We start from the raw sequence: 14,997 nt of genomic DNA, 5'->3' as shown, positions 1-14,997 counted from the left end.
GTCGCGCCATGGCCGTCCATGGCGGGAGGCTCAGCCTCGAGATTCAGCGCTGGTAGCGGCGGGCGTAGCGCTCGAAGCAGTCGAGCAGCCACAGCGCCAGTTCCTTCAGTTCCATACCAGCACCTCCGCCGGCGTGGGGTTCCAGCCGTTGCAGGGGTTGTTGAGTTGCGGGCAGTTGGAGATCAGCACCACCACGTCCATCGCGGCCAGCAATTCCACGTACTTGCCGGGGGCGGACAGGCCGTCCTCGAACGTGAGCCCGCCCTCGGGCGTGACGGGCACGTTCATGAAGAAATTGATGTTGGCCGCGATGTCGCGCTTGCCCAGGCGGCCGTCGTGCAGGCAGGCACACAGGAAGTTGTCGCGGCAGCTGTGCATGTAGCGCTTGCCCAGCGCGTAGCGCACGGTGTTGCTCTCCTGCGCGCAGGCGCCGCCCAGCGTGTCGTGGCGCCCGCAGGTGTCGGCCACGATGGTCAGCAGCGGGTTGCCGAGGTTGGAATACAGCACGCTGCCGGTGGTCAGGTAGACCTTGCCCTGGCGGCGCAGCGTGCGCTGCGCGTCGTAGCGCTCGCGCGGGTTGGCGGCGCTGTAGAAGAGCGTGTCGACGGCCTGGTTGCCTTCGAGGTCGAGCAGGCGCAGCGTCTGGCCGGCCTTCACGTCGAACAGGTAGGGCTCGCCGGCCGGGATCACGTGGCGGAACGCGGCGGTCTCGGCGTGCCGGGGGCTGGAGGTGGTGGTCTGCATGGGCGGGTCTCCTTCAGGCGTAGAAGCGTTCGGTGTTCTGGAAGGCGCGCGCGTTCTCGGGGCGCGACGTGCGGCAAGCGGCGGCCACGTCGCCCTCGGCCAGGCTGACCTCCAGCTGCACGGGCCGCGGCGCGTAGCGCGGGTCCGGGTCCATCGGGTGCTGCAGCGCCGTCAGCACGACCAGCGTGTCCATCGGCGCGTAGAGCGTGATCTGGTCGCCGGCCTTGGCGTGATGGGCCGCGAAGTGGAAGGCGCCTTCGCCGTCGACCGTGACCTTGCTGAACAGGTTCAGCACCATCAGCAGGTCCTGCAGGCCCAGGTTCCACTTGCCCATCTCCACCAGCAGGTTGTCCACGCCGTTGCGGTAAAAGCCGTTGCGCAGCTCCTGGTAGCGGCCGGCGCCGTACTTCTCGCGCACCTCGTCGGCGTTGAGCACGCCGCCGAAAGGGTCGTGCCAGCCGCAGGTGTCGGCCGTGATGCAGGCCAGCACGCGGCCCATGTCGGAGACCAGGCAGTGGCCCGCGGTCAGCCGCGCCGTGTGCTGGCCCTTGAGCGTGTCGGGCAGGTTCAGCCGCTCGCTGGGCTGGTGGGCGTTGAGCAGCATCAGGCTCACGTTGGCGCAGCCTTCGAGGTCGGTGAGCGTCAGCTGCTGGCCGCGCTTCAGGATGAACGAGGTGTGGCCGCCGCCGGGCACGGTTTCCTCGAAGAGGTTCTGGCTGGTCATGTTTGGGTCTCCAGGATGGGTGTGTCGGTCACGCGTGCCAGGGCCGCCAGGGCCCCGCCGCTGCGCTCCGGGTTGAGCGGGATGTCGTAGGTGATGCGCGCGCCATAGGCCTGCGGCGCCTGCGGGTCGATGCGCAGCTTGTCGAAGACCAGCAGCCGCGTGCCCAGGTGGAAGCCTTCGGCCAGGTCGTGCGTGACCATGAACACGGTGAGCCGCGTCTCGCGCCACAGCTCCAGCAGCAGCACGTGCATGTCCTTGCGGATGCCGGGATCGAGCGCACCGAAGGGCTCGTCCAGCAGCAGCACGCGCGGCCGCACGATCAGCGCCTGCGCGATGGCCAGGCGCTGCTGCATGCCGCCCGACAGCTGGCTCGGGTACTTGCCGAGCGCATGGCCCAGGCCCACGCGTTCCAGCATCTGCGCGGCGGCCTCGCGTGCCACACGCTTGCGAGCGCCGAACAGCCGGCCCCACAGCGGCGCGGCCGGCAGTTCCAGGCCGATGGCCACGTTGTCCAGCACCGACAGGTGCGGGAACACCGAATAGCGCTGGAACACCACGCCGCGGCTCGCGTCGGGCTCGGCCGCCAGCGGCTGGCCCTGCAGCAGCAGCTGGCCCTTGCTCGGCGTCTCCTGGCCCAGCAGCAGCCGCAGGAAGGTGGACTTGCCGCAGCCCGAGGCGCCGACCAGCGTGCAGAACTCGCCCTCCTGCACCGCCAGGTTCAGGTTCTCCAGCACCACGTGATCGCCGTAGCGCTGCCACACATGGCGTGCGTCGATGTAGCGGGCTGTGGAACCTTCGCCCTGCGGGCTGCGGTGCCGATCACCTTGGGGGGGCCCGGCGGTGCTCATTTCACACCCCCTTCCGACCACGGGAAGCAGCGCCGGTTCAGCCAGCGCAGCCCCCAGTCCATGGCCCAGGCCAAGAGCGTGATCCACGCCACGTAGGGCAGGATCACGTCCATGGCCATGTAGCGCCGCACCAGGAAGATGCGGTAGCCCAGGCCGGCCGTGGCCGAGATCGCCTCGGCCGAGATCAGGAACAGCCAGGCCGCGCCCAGCATCAGCCGCAGCGACAGCAACAGGCGCGACAGCAGCTGCGGCAACACCACGCGCAGCACCAGCGTCCAGCTGTTGGCGCCCAGCGTCTGCGCCTTGACGAACAGCTCGGGCGGGATCTCGCGCGAACGCTGCTCCAGGTCGCGCGCCAGCACCGGCGTGATGCCGATCACGATCAGCATGACCTTGGACAGCTCGTCCAGCCCGAACACGATGAACAGGATCGGCAGGATGGCCAGCGGCGGCACCATGGACAGCACGGCGAGGAACGGCGACAGCGAGGCGCCCAGCAGCGGGAACACGCCGGCCGCGATGCCCAGGCACAGGCCCACGAGCGCCGAGATCGCGATGCCCAGCAGCAGGCGCGTCAGGCTCGCGGCGGTGTCGGACCACAGCAGCACCTCGCCGGTGCGCGGGTCTTCGCTGAACGCCAGCTGCGCGATGGCGTCCAGCATCTGCGTGGCGCCGGGCAGCAGCTTGTCGTCGGGGTTGTCGGCCAGGCGCATGGCCGAGCCGACGCCATAAGCCAGCAGCAGCAGGACCAGCGGCAGCAGCGCGAGCAGCCAGCGCCCGCCCAGGCCGGGGTGGCGGTTGATGAAACGCATGGTGTGCGTCCGGCGCGGGTCAGAGCTTGCCGTCGACGGCCAGCTGCAGGTAGCTCGCGTCGAAGCGCAGCTTGGTGTTCTTGGCGTTGCCGTTCGCGCTGCCCGGAAAGCCCACGCCGATCGCGTCGGCACTGCGCGCGCCCTGGCCCAAGAGGCCCTTGTCGAACGAGAACTGCGCCACCTTCTTCATGGTCTCGGGCAGCTTGGGGCTGGTCACGAAGGCCAGTGCCTCGGCCGGCGTGTAGAGCATGGCGGTGGTGGCCAGCTGGGCCTGGTAGTTCGCCAGCGTGGTGCCCGAGGCCTTGGCCATCTGCGTCAGCGCGGCGCTGTCCCTGGCCTGCATGGTGGCCATGACCTCGTACCAGGCGCCGGTCAGCGCCTTGCCCAGGGCCGGGTTGTCCTTGAGCGTGGCGGTGTTGACCACCAGCAGGTCGATGATCTCGCCCGGCACCTGGCTGGAGTCGAACACCTTGGTGGCGCCGGGCGTGGCGGCCACGGTGGCCAGCTGCGGGTTCCAGGTCACGACGGCCTGCACCTTGGGCGTGGCGAAGGCGCCGGCGATGTCGGCATCCGAGGTGTTGACCACCTTGAGATCGCGCTCGCGCAGGCCGGCGGCATCCAGGCCGCGTGCCAGCAGGTAGTGCGAGACCGAGAACTGCACCAGGTGCACGTTCTGGCCCTTGAGGTCCTTCAGCGTCTTGCCCGCACCCTTGAGCACGATGCCGTCGTTGCCGTTGGAGTAGCTGCCCGCGATCAGCGCGGTGCTGTCCACGCCGCCAGCGGCCGGCACGGTGAGCGCGTCCATGTTGGTCATGGTGCAGCCGTCGAACTGGCCGGCCGTGTACTGGTTCAGCGACTCGACGTAGTCGTTGAGCTGCGTCACCTGGATGGCGATGCCGTACTTCTTCGCCCACTTGGCGACGATGCCCCTGGCCTGGGCGTAGTCCCACGGCATCCAGCCGGCGTAGATGGTCCAGCAGATGTTGAAGCTGGTCTTGGGGGCTGCGTGGGCGCTGGCGCCCCACAGGGCGGCAAGGCAGAGGGTGAAGACACCCAGTAGACGGCGCGGATGCATGGCGGGAACACTCCGGTTGAAAGAGGACAGGCAGCTGGGAGCAGCCAGCGCCGATGGCGCCGCTCTCCCGGGCTTTTGTCCCGCCGTGTAACCTCAACCAGAGGTCGCCAGCTCTCGGACCAGACATCCGTCTTGCGACGGACCGGAACCCTAGCCAGCTATTTGTGGATCCACAGCACTGCTGCTGCTCCCGCACAGTGCTCAGCAGGTTCTGTGCCAGTGGGCCTGGCAAAGGCAAGTGCTTGATTTTCCTGGCAGCACGGCGCCCGCGCTGCTGCGTTGCGGCACCGTGCCGGGGCGTGGCGACCGGTTGTGGTGCAGGCCTTCAGGCCAGCGGCAAGCGGATATGCACGCTGCTGCCGCCGACCCCGCCCTGCAGTTCCAGCAGCACGCCCGCCAGCGCCGCGCGCTCGCGCATGGTGCGCAGGCCATTGCCGCTGCCTCCGCGGATGCCCACGCCGTTGTCGCGCAGCTCCAGCACGATGGCCTGGTCCTGCCCCTTCCCTTGCACCTGCGCGCGCAGGCCCATGCGCGTGGCCTGGGCATGCTGCAGCGCATTGGAGATCGCCTCGAACAGGATGTACTGCAGGTGGTGCAAGGCCTCCTCGGTGCAGCCCGGCCACAGCGGCAGCAGGTCGACCTCCCAGTCCAGCGCGATGCCGGCCGCCTCCAGCCGCGGCGCCAGCCGGTAGCGCAGGCTGGCCAGCAGCGCGTTGATGTCGCCCAGCGGCAGCGACAGCGCATCGACCGACAGGCGCAGCTGGTCCAGCGATTCGCGCAGCGTCTGCAGCACGTCGCCCCTGGAGGCCACGCCGCCTTCGAGCTGGCGCATGGCGGTGATCAGGTGGGCGCCCGCGCCGTCGTGCATGTCGCGCAGGATGCGCGTGCGCTCCTCGGCCTTGACGCTGGCGCGTTCGAGCCGGCGCAGCTCCTCGTGGCGCGCGGCCAGCTCGGACTCGCGCAACGCCACCCGGTCTTCCAGCGAGTGCGTCAGCGCCAGCAGCTGCTGGCGCGTCTGCTGGAAACGCAGGCTCACGATGACCAGCACCGCCAGGCCCGAAAGCCCCGCCGCCCAGACCGTGAGGCCGCCCTCGTCGTAGCGCGCCGGCAGCAGCCGCGCGGTGGCGATGTCGACCACCAGCGCCACCCAGCAGACCACGGCCGCCGCGCTCATCCAGACACGCTCGCCGCTCGGCGCCCGCCAGGTCTCCCGGAGCAGCCGCACCAGCAGCCAGGCCCAGGCCGCAAGCAGGGCCACGGTGCAGGCCAGCACCGCATCCGGCCCCAGCCACATCGCGGCCAGCCAGGCCACCAGCACGCCGGCAGCCAGCCACTGCTCGCGCCGCGGCCGGCCTTTCCAGACCGCGCGCACCAGGGCGTAGCCGGCCACGCAGCCCAGCCAGAACAGCGCCTGCGTGAGCCGGAACCACTCGGGCCACGCGAGGAAGGCGTCCTCCCACCAGCGTGCCGTCACGCGCAGGCACCAGGCCGCCTGCCAGGCCGCAGCCAGGGCGTACAGCGCCTCGCGCTGCTGCCACCACAGCAGCATGCAGAACACCGCCACCAGCAGGCCGAAGATGGAGGCCGCGCGCGGCAAGGTCACATGGCGCCACTCGCTGGCATGCCAGGCGTCGCGCAGCGCGGCCTCGGGCCCCAGGCGCACCTCGGACACGCCGGCCCGGCGCAGGATGTCGGCACGGATCTCGATCACGAGTTCGTTGTGGGGCTGCAGTAGCGGGCCCGGCACGCGCAGCCACAGCGGGCGCTTGCCGATCCAGCCATGGTTGGGCTGGCGCATCTCTCCATGCTCGGCCAGCAGCACGCCGTTGAGCGAGACGCGGTAGGCGTTGCCGACGCGGCCGATGTACAGCGCCAGCGGCTGGCCGGCCTGCAGCGCATCGCCCGCGAAGGCCAGCCGCACGCGGGCCCAGCCGGCCTGGCGGCGGTAGGCCACGTCCCAGTGCAACGGCAGCTGCGTCTGCGAGATGATGGGCTCGGCCCGCCCACGCAGGCGCACGCTGAGTTCGGCCTCGCGCAGTTCCAGCACGCCGGGGAGGGGTGGCGGCACGGCGTCGGCGGCCGCGGCCGGCCAGGCGGCCAGCAGCAGCCAGGCCCAGAGCAGCAGCCGGGCCAGCGCCGTCACGGCGCTGCGCGCGCGCCCGCGAGCAGGCCCATGCGGCTGGCCTCGAACACGGCCTCGCCGCGCGAGTGCACGGCCAGCTTGCTGTACAGGTTCTTGATGTGGCTTTGCACCGTGTGCTTGGTGACGGACTGCAGCCGCGCGATCTCGGCGTAGGAGTAGCCGCGCGCGATGAGTTCCAGCACCTCGGTCTCGCGCGGGGTCAGCGCGACCTGCGGCTCGGCCGGCAGGGGCGGCGCCGCGCCACGCGCGCCCTGCTGCTGCAGCCGCGCCAGCAGCTTGCGCGCGATCATGGGCGAGATCGGCGAGGCCCCCTGCTTCACGCCGACGATGGTCTGCGCCACGTTGGCCGGCGTGTCGTCCTTCTGGATGTAGCCGACGGCGCCGGCCTCCACACAGGCCAGCACCGTGTCCTCGTCGCCGAAGACCGAGACCACCAGCACGTCGCAGGCCGGCTGTTCGCGCACCACCTGGGCCAGCAGGTCCAGGCCATGGCCGTCGGGCAGCGCCAGGTCGGTCAGCAGCACGTCGGCCTGGTGCTGGGCGAACCAGGCGCGCGCGGGGGCCAGCAGGCCGAACGATGCGGCCAGCAGCAGCGTGGGCTCGGCGCGCACGCAGTCCTCGAAATAGCGGCGCATGTCGGCGTCGTCCTCGAGCAGCACGACGCGCCAGCGGGGAATGTCCATGGGCCGCGATGTTAGGGGGTGGCGGGCGGGCGGCTCTTGGGCTTCTCGACGATGCGGCCTTCCTCGGTCAGCACCATCTGGACATCGTCGTTGCTGCTGACCACCACGTCGGCCGTGTCGTCCACGGCTTCGCCGGCGGCCTCGCGCGCAGCGATGACCATGGCACGCGCGATGCGGCCCGTCACGAGTTGGTGCTCCTGCTCGGCCTTGGCGCGCGCTGCGGCGTCCTGGCCTTCGGCGCGCATGCGGTTCAGGTCGGCCTGGTACAGCTCGCCCTCCAGGATCTGCAGCTCGGTCTCCAGGGCGGTGCGGGCACGGTCGGGCGCGGAGCCGTCGTCGGGCCGGGGCGCGGCGATCTTCTCGGTCATCGCCTTGCGCAGGCCCTCGGCCAGCGCCTCGGTCTCCAGCGTGCCATAGCCCTGCAAGGTGGCCAGCGCATTCAGCGTGGCGCCGCGCATGTCGTCGCTCATGTCCTTGGTGGCTTGCTGCAGGTCCTTGTTGTTGATCAGCATGGCGAAACCCGCGTCGTTCAGGATCTGGCGGCGCTGCTCGTCGTTGCCGCGGTCGAAGGCGGCCGCCGCCTCCGGGCCCAGCAGGTCGTCGACGACGCGGCGTGCATTGGCCAGGAATTCCGGATCGGCGTCGCTGGTGCGCCGGCCGTCCAGGTCCTTGCCGAAGCGCAGCTTGCTCACGTCGGCCACGGACAGGCCCGGCAGCGGCTTCAGGCCCTCGGCGGGCCGCGTGGCCGGCTGGTAGGGGGGCGGGGGGATCTCGCCGACCGGTGCCGGCGGGGCCGGTGGCGGTGCGGGTGGCGTCGGGGGCGTGGATGGAATGGGGGGCGGCGCGGGCGGCGGCGTCGACGGGCCTGGCGCAGGGGCCGGTGGCTGCGGTGCGGGCGGAGGCGGAGCGGGTGGTGGCGGAGGCGGTGGTGGCGTGGGCACGCCGCCCAGGCTGCCGTTGCCCTGCCCCGGCTGCGCCGCCAGCAGCACGGGCGACAGCACCGCGCCCGCCGTGCCCGTGGCCGCGAAGGGCGCATTCACCAACTGGCGCTGCAGCAGTTGCAGGGTGTTCTGGCTCCGGTCGTTCCGGCTGCTGGTGAAGGTGTTGAGGTTGGGGCCGGCATTGCGCACGGTCTGCGACTGCGAACTGCGCGCCTCGTCGGTGTGCAGCATGACCAGCGCGCTGCTGTCCACGGCACGCAGGAAGGCCGGGCCGACCGTGGCACTGTCCGACGTCACCTGGCCTCCCGCGCTCGTACCGCCCGTCCTGTAGAGGCTGGTGGCAAAGCGCGTGAACGCGCCGCGGTCCCAGACGCCGATGTCGGAGGTCTCGCCGCTGCTGAAGCTGCCGCCGAAGTTGGTCGCCCCCAGCAGGCCGGTGCCCAGCACCGCCTCCACGCGCGCCAGCGGCGGGTCGTTAGCGACGCTGCGCACGACGCTGTTGTCCGCCAGATCCACCAGTTCCTGCGCCCCGCCGGTGCTTGCGCGCCACAGGCGGCGTTCGTCCACGGGCGTTTTCAACGGGCCCATGGCCTGGTAGCCCAGCGGGCGGTCGAGCGACTCGCCGGCCAGCGCGGCCGCCACGTCGGCCACGGTGCCGCCCAGCCTGTCGAACACCAGGCGCTGCAGGCTGCCGCCCTGGGGCGTGGCCTCCACCAGCAGCCCGCCGGCCAGCAGCGGGCGCAGCGTGGCGCCCGTGGCCACGTCCACGCTGGCCACGGTGCCGCGCTCGGCCGACAGGAACACCACGCGGCTGGGGGCGCCGAACTGCTCCACCAGCACGGCCCAGCCGCCCTTGCTCAGGCCCACGGCCTGGAAGCGCGACTGCGGCGTGTCGACGCCCACGACCGTCGGTCCATTGAACTGGGTGCTCTGGAAGTCCGAGCGGCCCAGGGACTGGCTGGAAACCACCTGGCCGTCGGCACCCACCAGCAGCGCGGTGTAGACATTGCTGGAGACGACGCGCAGGTCGGTCAGGCTGGGGATGCTGGGCGCCTGCTGGTTCTCGTTGTAGCTGGTGCTCTGGCGCCGGTTGGTGATCACGAGGAAGCGGCCGTCACCCGCCGGTGCCACCAGTTCGATCTGCGTCTCGTCGCTGGCGTTGTTGGTGATGCCGTGGGCATGGCCCTCGCCGGTGCGGATGTTCTGGCTGCCCGTGTCGGTGTTGGTCCAGGCCGGGCCGTCGACCACGGTGTAGCCGAAGTTGCCGCTCTCGGTGACCTCCACGCTGCCGTAGCGCGCCAGGTCCAGGCCCTGGGCGCCGTAGCCGCGCGCATGCAGCTGCAAGGGGCTGGCCTCGGGCGTGCCCAGCAGGCCGGGCAGTTGCACGGCTGCGGCGGAGAGCTCGATCAGCCCGCCCTTGCCGCCTCCGCCCGCGCCCGGCACGCCGCCGTCGGCCGCGATCTCGGCCGCAGCCGACACCGTGACCTGCTGCGTGGCACCCAGGCGCACCGCGCCCGCATCGGCGCCGGGGGTGCCCGACACGTCCAGCCGCGCGTCGGCGTCCACCACCACCTTGGCCGCGGCGTTGGCGACGATCTGGCCGGCCGCGCCCACATCCGAGCGCGCGCGCACCGCACCGGCGAAGCGCACGGTGTCGGCGAAGAAGCCGGCCGCGCCGCGCGGCACCTCGATCTCGCCGTCCAGGTCGATGCGGCTGCCCGCCGTTCCCGTGAGCGTGAAGCGTATCTGCCCCAGCGCCGGGCTGGTGATGCTGACCTCGCGCGCCGTGGCCGCCATGACCTGGCCGCTGGGCGCCTCGATGCGGCTGCCCTTCTCCATGACCACGCGGTCGCGCGCGACCAGCCAGACCTGGCCGCCCTCGCCCGCCTGGCGCGTGCTGATCTGGCTGCCGTCCTGCAGCACGACGCGGTTGTTGGTGGGGTTCAGCGCATCGACCCCGGCCTCGCAGGCGATCGCGTTGAAGCACTTGAAGTCGTACTTGCCGTCCAGGAAGTCCCGGTCGGCGATGTCCAGCGTGGAGGCCAAGAGGCCCGCCACGTCCACGCGCGCGCCGGCGCCGAACAGGATGCCGTTGGGGTTGAGCAGGAACACGCGTCCGTTGGATTGCAGCGCGCCGTGGATCTGGCTCGGCGTGTTGCCCGTGACGCGGTTCAGCACCGCGCTGGAAGGGGCTTGCTGCACGAAGCGCACGGTGTTGCCGGCGCCTATGGAAAAGCCGTCCCAGTGCACGATGGCGCCGGGCGTGTTCGTGACCTGCACGCCGTTGGTGAAACGCTGCACGTTGACCACGCCGTTGACGACGGTGGCGTTGCCGGGCAGCGACTGGGCCTGGGCCTGGCAGGCGAGCAGCGCGGCCAGCGCCAGGGGATGGAGGGCAAAGCGGCGCATGGTCAGAAACTCCAGTCGAGCAGCAGGTGGGCGCGGGTGTCGCCGGCTTCGCGCTGCGGCAAATGGTTCACGGCCAGCAGCCGTGCGATGGTGGCCTGCAGGCGCAGGCCAGGCAGCGGCCGCCACTGCCAGGCCAGGCCGGTGCTGGCCGCGCTGGCGCGGCCCAGGTCGCCCGTGCCGGCCTGGTGGCGCCAGACGGACGCGCCGTCCAGCAGCACGCCGACGCGGTGCGCGGCCGGCAGCGCCCACCAGAACTCCAGCGCCACGGCCGTGCCCTGGTCGCCGCCGAGTTCGCCTTCGCGCAGGCCGCGCAGCATGCTGGCCCCGCCCATGCGGAACTGCTGGGCGGAGATCAGCGCATGCGGGCTCCACTGCGCCTGCGCGCGGGCCGAGAACTCGCCATGGGCCGCCACCTGCCAGCGCGCCTCGCCGGCCAGGTCCAGCGTGGTCCAGCGCGGCGTGGCGCCGGCACGCGCCGAGCCGTAATCGGAGCTGCCTGCGTAGCCGCCCCAGCCCGTGTTGTGGCGCAGCCGCGCCTGGCCGAAGGCGCTGGTGCCCGCCCCTTGCCAGGTCGCGCCCAGGGTCAGCGCCAGCGGCAGCACGCCGACCTTGGAGCCCAGGTTGACGCCCGAGAAGCCGACCACGTCGTCGTAGACGCTGCGCTCCACACCGGCCTCCACATAGGGCTCCAGCGCGCCACGGCGGGCCAGCAGGTGGCGCGCCGAGAGGTTGAGGCTGCGGCTGTCGCCGCTCACATCGAAGAAGTCCTGCACCAGGCCGGGCCGGCTGGTGGCGCGCGAGGCCTCCACGGTGAGCAGCGTGGCCTGCGCCGGCAACGGGTGCTGGTAGCGCAGCGCGACCTGGCGCTGGCGCGCGGGATGGGCCAGCGAGGTGAGCAGCGTGAGGTCGAGTGCGCGGCCCGGGCCCAGCGCATCGCCATGGCCGACCTGCAGCCGCGCGCGTTCGCGGCCGGTGGCGTCCTGGCCGTCGTTGTCCAGCAGCAGCCGGCCATAGAAGGGTCCACCGCCGTCCAGCAGCACATGGGCGTCGACGCTGTTGTCGGCGGCCGGCCCGACCGGGCGGATGGGCGGCGTGGCCACGGCCGGTGCGTCCTGCGACGACGCGATGCTCTGGCCGGGCAGGCTGCTGAAGCCGGTGGCAGGCGGCGCAGCAGGCGGCGCAGCAGGTGCCACGGCAGTGGCCTCGGGCGTGCGGAAGTCGATGGTCCAGCGCCGGTGCGGCTGCAGGTTGGCCAAACGCAGCTGGCGGTCCAGCGCATGCAGGTCGGGACTGCGCCCGCCTTGCAGGGCCGGCAATGCGGCCAGGACCTCGGCCTGCGCCGCGGCACCCGCATCCGGCTGCACCACGACCCGGCCCAGCACCAGCGGCTGCACGCGCAGCAGGGCCACGCCCTGGAACAGCCGCGGCGCATCGACGGCCACCAGGCCCAGGCCGGCCGCGTCGTAGACGCCGGCCACGGTGCGGCGCAGCTGCGCCAGCAGCGCATCGTCGGCCGGCTGGCCGACCAGGGCCGCGACGGCAGCCTGCACGCGCGAACCCGGCAGCACCGTGTCGCCCTGCAGCAGCACGCCGCGCAACACCGGTGCGGGCGCCTGGGCAGCCACAGGGCCGGCCAGCGCGAGCCACAAGGGAGCGCAGCGGACCAATTGCCGCGTCAATCGTCGACCAGGTGCGCGCGGCATTCCGTCTCCAGCAGTGCGAAAGCGCGCACTCTATGCAAAGGCTGCGGTGCCAGCGCCCCATGAAGATGGGGTGACGCCACAGTCGGCCCTGCGCGGGTGCGTTGCCGTGCACCCTCGCCACACCCGTGCCGTCATCTGTTTGGTGAACGGTTCGCCCGGGAACGGCGCGGCGGCGCCCCGAAAAAAACCACCGGCCGCCGCACAGCTGCATTAGATTCAGGCCCGCCCGCCACGATGGCGGCACAGGGGGCCTACGGCATGTCGGTTCTGGGATTGCAGCGTGCGCAGTTGGTGGCAAGCGTCTACGACGCCGCGCTGCAGCCCTCCCGTTGGCGCGACTTCCTGTCGGAACTGGTGTTCGCGACGGGCTCGACCACGGGCCTCATCTGGGGCCATGACTTCAGCCAGCGCACGGTCACCGTGTCGGGCCGGACCAGCGACGCCCTGTTCGCCTCGGTCGGCTTTTCAGAGTTGGCGTTGGCGCAGTTCGATGCGCACTACGGCGCGCTGAACGTCTGGCTGCAGGACCCGGCCCTGCACGTCGGCGGCACGGTGGTCCATGGGGAGATGCTGTTCCCGAACAAGCAGCTCAAGCAGACCGAGTACTGGACCGACTGGCTGCGGCCGCAGGACATCTTCTACACCTCCGCGGCCATCGTCGAACGCACGCCGGAGCGCTCGCTCAACGCCACGGTGTGCCGGCCCGAAGCCGCAGGCCCCTACAGCGAACAGGAGTTGGGCATCCTCGCCGAACTGATGCCGCACCTGCAGAGCGGCTTCGCGCTGCACCGCAGGCTGCGCGACCTGGACGCGCTGGCCGGCGCCTCCACCGCGGTGCTGGACCGCATGCCACTGGGCGTGGCGCTGCTCGACGAATCCGGGGTCCTCATCCACCACAACACCCGCGCGAAGCAGCTGCTGGACGGCGCCGCCGACATGCTGGCCGTGCGCGGCGGCCGGCTGGTGTGCAGCCGCCCGCGCGAGAACGACAAGCTGGCCGCGCTGGTGCGCGCCGCCGTGCGCACCGGCCTGGCCGATTCCGGCAGTGCCGGCGGCGCCCTGCGGCTGCAGCACCTGGGCGGCGACACGCTGCATCTGCTCGTCACACCGCTGCCCTCGTGGTCCGGGCCGTTCGGGCTGCGCTCCGCGGCGGCCGTCTTCCTGAGCCGGCCCGAAGACAGCGTGGGTTCGCTGGCCAAGGCCCTGCAGCAGGTCTACCAGATGACGCCCGCCGAATGCCGCCTGACCGAAGCGCTGGTCAACGGCCTCTCGCCCAAGGAGTACTGCGTGCAGGCCGGCATCTCGATCAGCACGGTGCGCACGCAGATCAGGACGGCCACCGCCAAGGTGGGCGCACGCCGCCAGGTGGACCTGGTGCGCACGGTGCTGCTGGGGCCGGCGGCGCTGTCGCGCCCAGCGGGCCTGTGGCGCTGAGACCGCGCCCGCCTCTCACTGCGCCAGGAAGCCCCCGTCCACCGCCAGCACGTGGCCCGTGACCATGGAGGCCGCCGCGCTGGCCAGGAACAGCACGGCATGCGCGACCTCGTCGGGCTCGGCCAGCCGGCCCAGCGGCGTGACGGCGCGGATGCGGTCCATCAGCGCAGGTGAAGCTTCCAGCGGGCCGATGAAGCCGGTGCGCGTCCAGGTCGGCGCCACCGCGTTCACGCGGATGCCCTGCCCGGCCCATTCCACGGCCAGTGCGCGCGTCATGTTCACGAGCCCGCCCTTGGTGGTCTGGTAGGAGATGTTGGGGTACAGGCCGCCGCCCGACATGCCCATGATGGACGCCATGTTGACCACGCTGCCGCTGCCCGCGGGCATGTGGCGGGCGGCTTCGCGCGCGCAGAGGAAGGCGCCCGTGAGGTTGACGGCGACGACCTGGTTCCATTCCTCGATGGCCAGCTCCTGCGTGGGCTTGCGGACCGCCGTGCCGGCGTTGTTGACGAGGATGTCGATGCGGCCCGCCTGCTGGGCGATGGCATCGAAGACCTGCGCCACGGCCGCGGCATCGGCCACGTCCAGCGCGAAGGGGAGCGCGCCATCGATGCCGCTGGCGACTGCCGCGGCTGCGGCGGCATCGCGGTCGACCACGACCACCCGCGCGCCGGCCACCGCCAGCAACTGCACGCAGGCCAGGCCGATGCCATTGGCACCCCCGGTCACGACGGCCACCTGGCCGTCCACGCGGAATCGATCGAGGCTGGCTGGCGTGGTCATCGCAGTCCCTTGTCTCTGAGGTGCCGGCGATGATAGCCACGCCGCCTTGCCGCGCTATGCGGGCTGCGCCGCGCCAGCCAGGCTGGGAGCGATGTGCCGCATGGCGCGCTCCACGTAGTCTTCCTTCTCGCCGACCGGCGCCACGTAGTACATGGCCTCGCGCGCCGCCGCCTCGCCCTGCAGCCGCGCGATGAGCCAGCACGCCAGGTACTGCGAGGCCAGGCAGCCGCCCGCCGTTGCCACGTTGCCGCGCGCGGCGAAGGGCTGCTCCAGCACGGCGATGCCGGCCTCCTGCACCCATGGCCGGGTGGTCAGGTCGGTGCAGGCCGGCAGGCCCTGCAGCAGGCCCAGCCGCGCCAGCACCAGCGTGCCCGAGCATTGCGCCGCCAGCAGCTGGCGGGACGGGTCCAGCCGCAGCTGCGCCATCAGCGCCGCATCGGCCACCACCTCGCGCGTGCGCAGACCGCTGCCGACGACCACGGCGTCCGCGGCGCAGGCTTCGGCCAGCGTGGCCTGGGCGTGCAGCACCACGCCATTCATCGAGCGCACGGTGGCCGTGGGGCTCGCGATGGAGACCCGCCAACCGGGCGCCTTGATGCGGTTCAGGATGCCGAGAGCGATCAGCGAATCGAGCTCGTTGAAGCCGTCGAAGGTCAGGATGGCGATGTGCATGGTGGTGCCGGTGTCGTGGTGGATGC

At 71.8% G+C, this 14,997-nt stretch carries 12 protein-coding genes and 1 riboswitch; of the genes, 1 reads left to right on the top strand and 11 read right to left on the bottom strand.

The genetic code is table 11. The features are described from left to right. Positions 1-105 precede the first annotated feature (105 nt). The 9 genes from DES41_RS27205 to DES41_RS27165 form a co-directional block, all read right to left on the bottom strand. Positions 106-744 carry an urea amidolyase associated protein UAAP2 gene (locus DES41_RS27205; RefSeq protein WP_114470732.1) on the bottom strand — a complete coding sequence of 213 codons (639 nt, stop codon included), beginning with the start codon at positions 742-744 and terminating at the stop codon, positions 106-108. Between the two features lie 13 nt (positions 745-757). Next, positions 758-1,468: an urea amidolyase associated protein UAAP1 gene (locus tag DES41_RS27200; RefSeq protein WP_114470731.1), complete on the bottom strand. Its 711-nt coding sequence runs from the start codon at positions 1,466-1,468 to the stop codon at positions 758-760. Next, positions 1,465-2,316 (bottom strand): ABC transporter ATP-binding protein, encoded by an 852-nt coding sequence (locus tag DES41_RS27195; RefSeq protein WP_114470730.1) that lies wholly within the window; start codon positions 2,314-2,316, stop codon positions 1,465-1,467. The genes DES41_RS27200 and DES41_RS27195 overlap by 4 nt, the downstream gene beginning before the upstream one ends. After that, positions 2,313-3,128, bottom strand: coding sequence for an ABC transporter permease (locus tag DES41_RS27190; protein ID WP_114470729.1), 816 nt, complete (start codon positions 3,126-3,128; stop codon positions 2,313-2,315). The genes DES41_RS27195 and DES41_RS27190 overlap by 4 nt, the downstream gene beginning before the upstream one ends. Positions 3,129-3,147: 19 nt before the next feature. Next, on the bottom strand, positions 3,148-4,203 hold the full coding sequence (locus tag DES41_RS27185; RefSeq protein ID WP_114470728.1) for a putative urea ABC transporter substrate-binding protein: 1,056 nt from the start codon (positions 4,201-4,203) through the stop codon (positions 3,148-3,150). Positions 4,204-4,265: 62 nt separating this feature from the next. After that, a riboswitch (guanidine-I (ykkC/yxkD leader) is annotated at positions 4,266-4,368 on the bottom strand. Between the two features lie 160 nt (positions 4,369-4,528). Further along, positions 4,529-6,346, bottom strand: coding sequence for a sensor histidine kinase (locus DES41_RS27180; RefSeq protein ID WP_114470727.1), 1,818 nt, complete (start codon positions 6,344-6,346; stop codon positions 4,529-4,531). Continuing rightward, positions 6,343-7,029, bottom strand: a complete 687-nt coding sequence (locus DES41_RS27175) for a response regulator (RefSeq protein WP_114470726.1) — start codon at positions 7,027-7,029, stop codon at positions 6,343-6,345. The genes DES41_RS27180 and DES41_RS27175 overlap by 4 nt, the downstream gene beginning before the upstream one ends. A gap of 11 nt (positions 7,030-7,040) precedes the next feature. After that, entirely contained in the window at positions 7,041-10,379 is a 3,339-nt protein-coding gene (locus tag DES41_RS38895; protein ID WP_211333090.1) for a two-partner secretion domain-containing protein, read from the bottom strand. A 2-nt stretch (positions 10,380-10,381) separates the two neighbouring features. Further along, the gene (locus DES41_RS27165; protein WP_114470725.1) at positions 10,382-12,028 is read right to left on the bottom strand and encodes a ShlB/FhaC/HecB family hemolysin secretion/activation protein; all 1,647 of its coding nucleotides are present in this window, start codon (positions 12,026-12,028) and stop codon (positions 10,382-10,384) included. 288 nt (positions 12,029-12,316) lie between these two features. Here DES41_RS27165 and DES41_RS27160 point away from each other — a divergent pair, with 288 nt between their 5' ends. Further along, positions 12,317-13,516 (top strand): helix-turn-helix transcriptional regulator, encoded by a 1,200-nt coding sequence (locus tag DES41_RS27160; protein WP_114470724.1) that lies wholly within the window; start codon positions 12,317-12,319, stop codon positions 13,514-13,516. 15 nt (positions 13,517-13,531) lie between these two features. On the opposite strand, the gene DES41_RS27155 is transcribed toward DES41_RS27160, so the two are convergent. Both DES41_RS27155 and DES41_RS27150 read right to left on the bottom strand, forming a co-directional pair. Next, entirely contained in the window at positions 13,532-14,299 is a 768-nt protein-coding gene (locus tag DES41_RS27155) for an SDR family NAD(P)-dependent oxidoreductase (protein WP_114470723.1), read from the bottom strand. 54 nt (positions 14,300-14,353) lie between these two features. Beyond that, positions 14,354-14,971 carry a DJ-1/PfpI family protein gene (locus tag DES41_RS27150; RefSeq protein ID WP_114470722.1) on the bottom strand — a complete coding sequence of 206 codons (618 nt, stop codon included), beginning with the start codon at positions 14,969-14,971 and terminating at the stop codon, positions 14,354-14,356. Positions 14,972-14,997: the final 26 nt, after the last annotated feature.

This window comes from Pseudorhodoferax soli (assembly GCF_003337555.1).
In the GTDB taxonomy this organism is placed as follows: Bacteria; Pseudomonadota; Gammaproteobacteria; order Burkholderiales; family Burkholderiaceae_C; genus Pseudorhodoferax; species Pseudorhodoferax soli.
Note: the sequence above shows the minus strand (reverse complement) of the source record. Positions and strands in the feature narration are given on the sequence as shown.

What these genes read in the sequence shown, in the direction of transcription:
- DES41_RS27205 (WP_114470732.1), bottom strand. Translation starts at nt 744, where the DNA reads ATGCAGACCACCACCTCCAGCCCCCGGCACGCCGAGACCGCCGCGTTC.
- DES41_RS27200 (WP_114470731.1), bottom strand. Translation starts at nt 1,468, where the DNA reads ATGACCAGCCAGAACCTCTTCGAGGAAACCGTGCCCGGCGGCGGCCAC.
- DES41_RS27195 (WP_114470730.1), bottom strand. Translation starts at nt 2,316, where the DNA reads ATGAGCACCGCCGGGCCCCCCCAAGGTGATCGGCACCGCAGCCCGCAG.
- DES41_RS27190 (WP_114470729.1), bottom strand. Translation starts at nt 3,128, where the DNA reads ATGCGTTTCATCAACCGCCACCCCGGCCTGGGCGGGCGCTGGCTGCTC.
- DES41_RS27185 (WP_114470728.1), bottom strand. Translation starts at nt 4,203, where the DNA reads ATGCATCCGCGCCGTCTACTGGGTGTCTTCACCCTCTGCCTTGCCGCC.
- DES41_RS27175 (WP_114470726.1), bottom strand. Translation starts at nt 7,029, where the DNA reads ATGGACATTCCCCGCTGGCGCGTCGTGCTGCTCGAGGACGACGCCGAC.
- DES41_RS38895 (WP_211333090.1), bottom strand. Translation starts at nt 10,379, where the DNA reads ATGCGCCGCTTTGCCCTCCATCCCCTGGCGCTGGCCGCGCTGCTCGCC.
- DES41_RS27160 (WP_114470724.1), top strand. Translation starts at nt 12,317, where the DNA reads ATGGCGGCACAGGGGGCCTACGGCATGTCGGTTCTGGGATTGCAGCGT.
- DES41_RS27155 (WP_114470723.1), bottom strand. Translation starts at nt 14,299, where the DNA reads ATGACCACGCCAGCCAGCCTCGATCGATTCCGCGTGGACGGCCAGGTG.
- DES41_RS27150 (WP_114470722.1), bottom strand. Translation starts at nt 14,971, where the DNA reads ATGCACATCGCCATCCTGACCTTCGACGGCTTCAACGAGCTCGATTCG.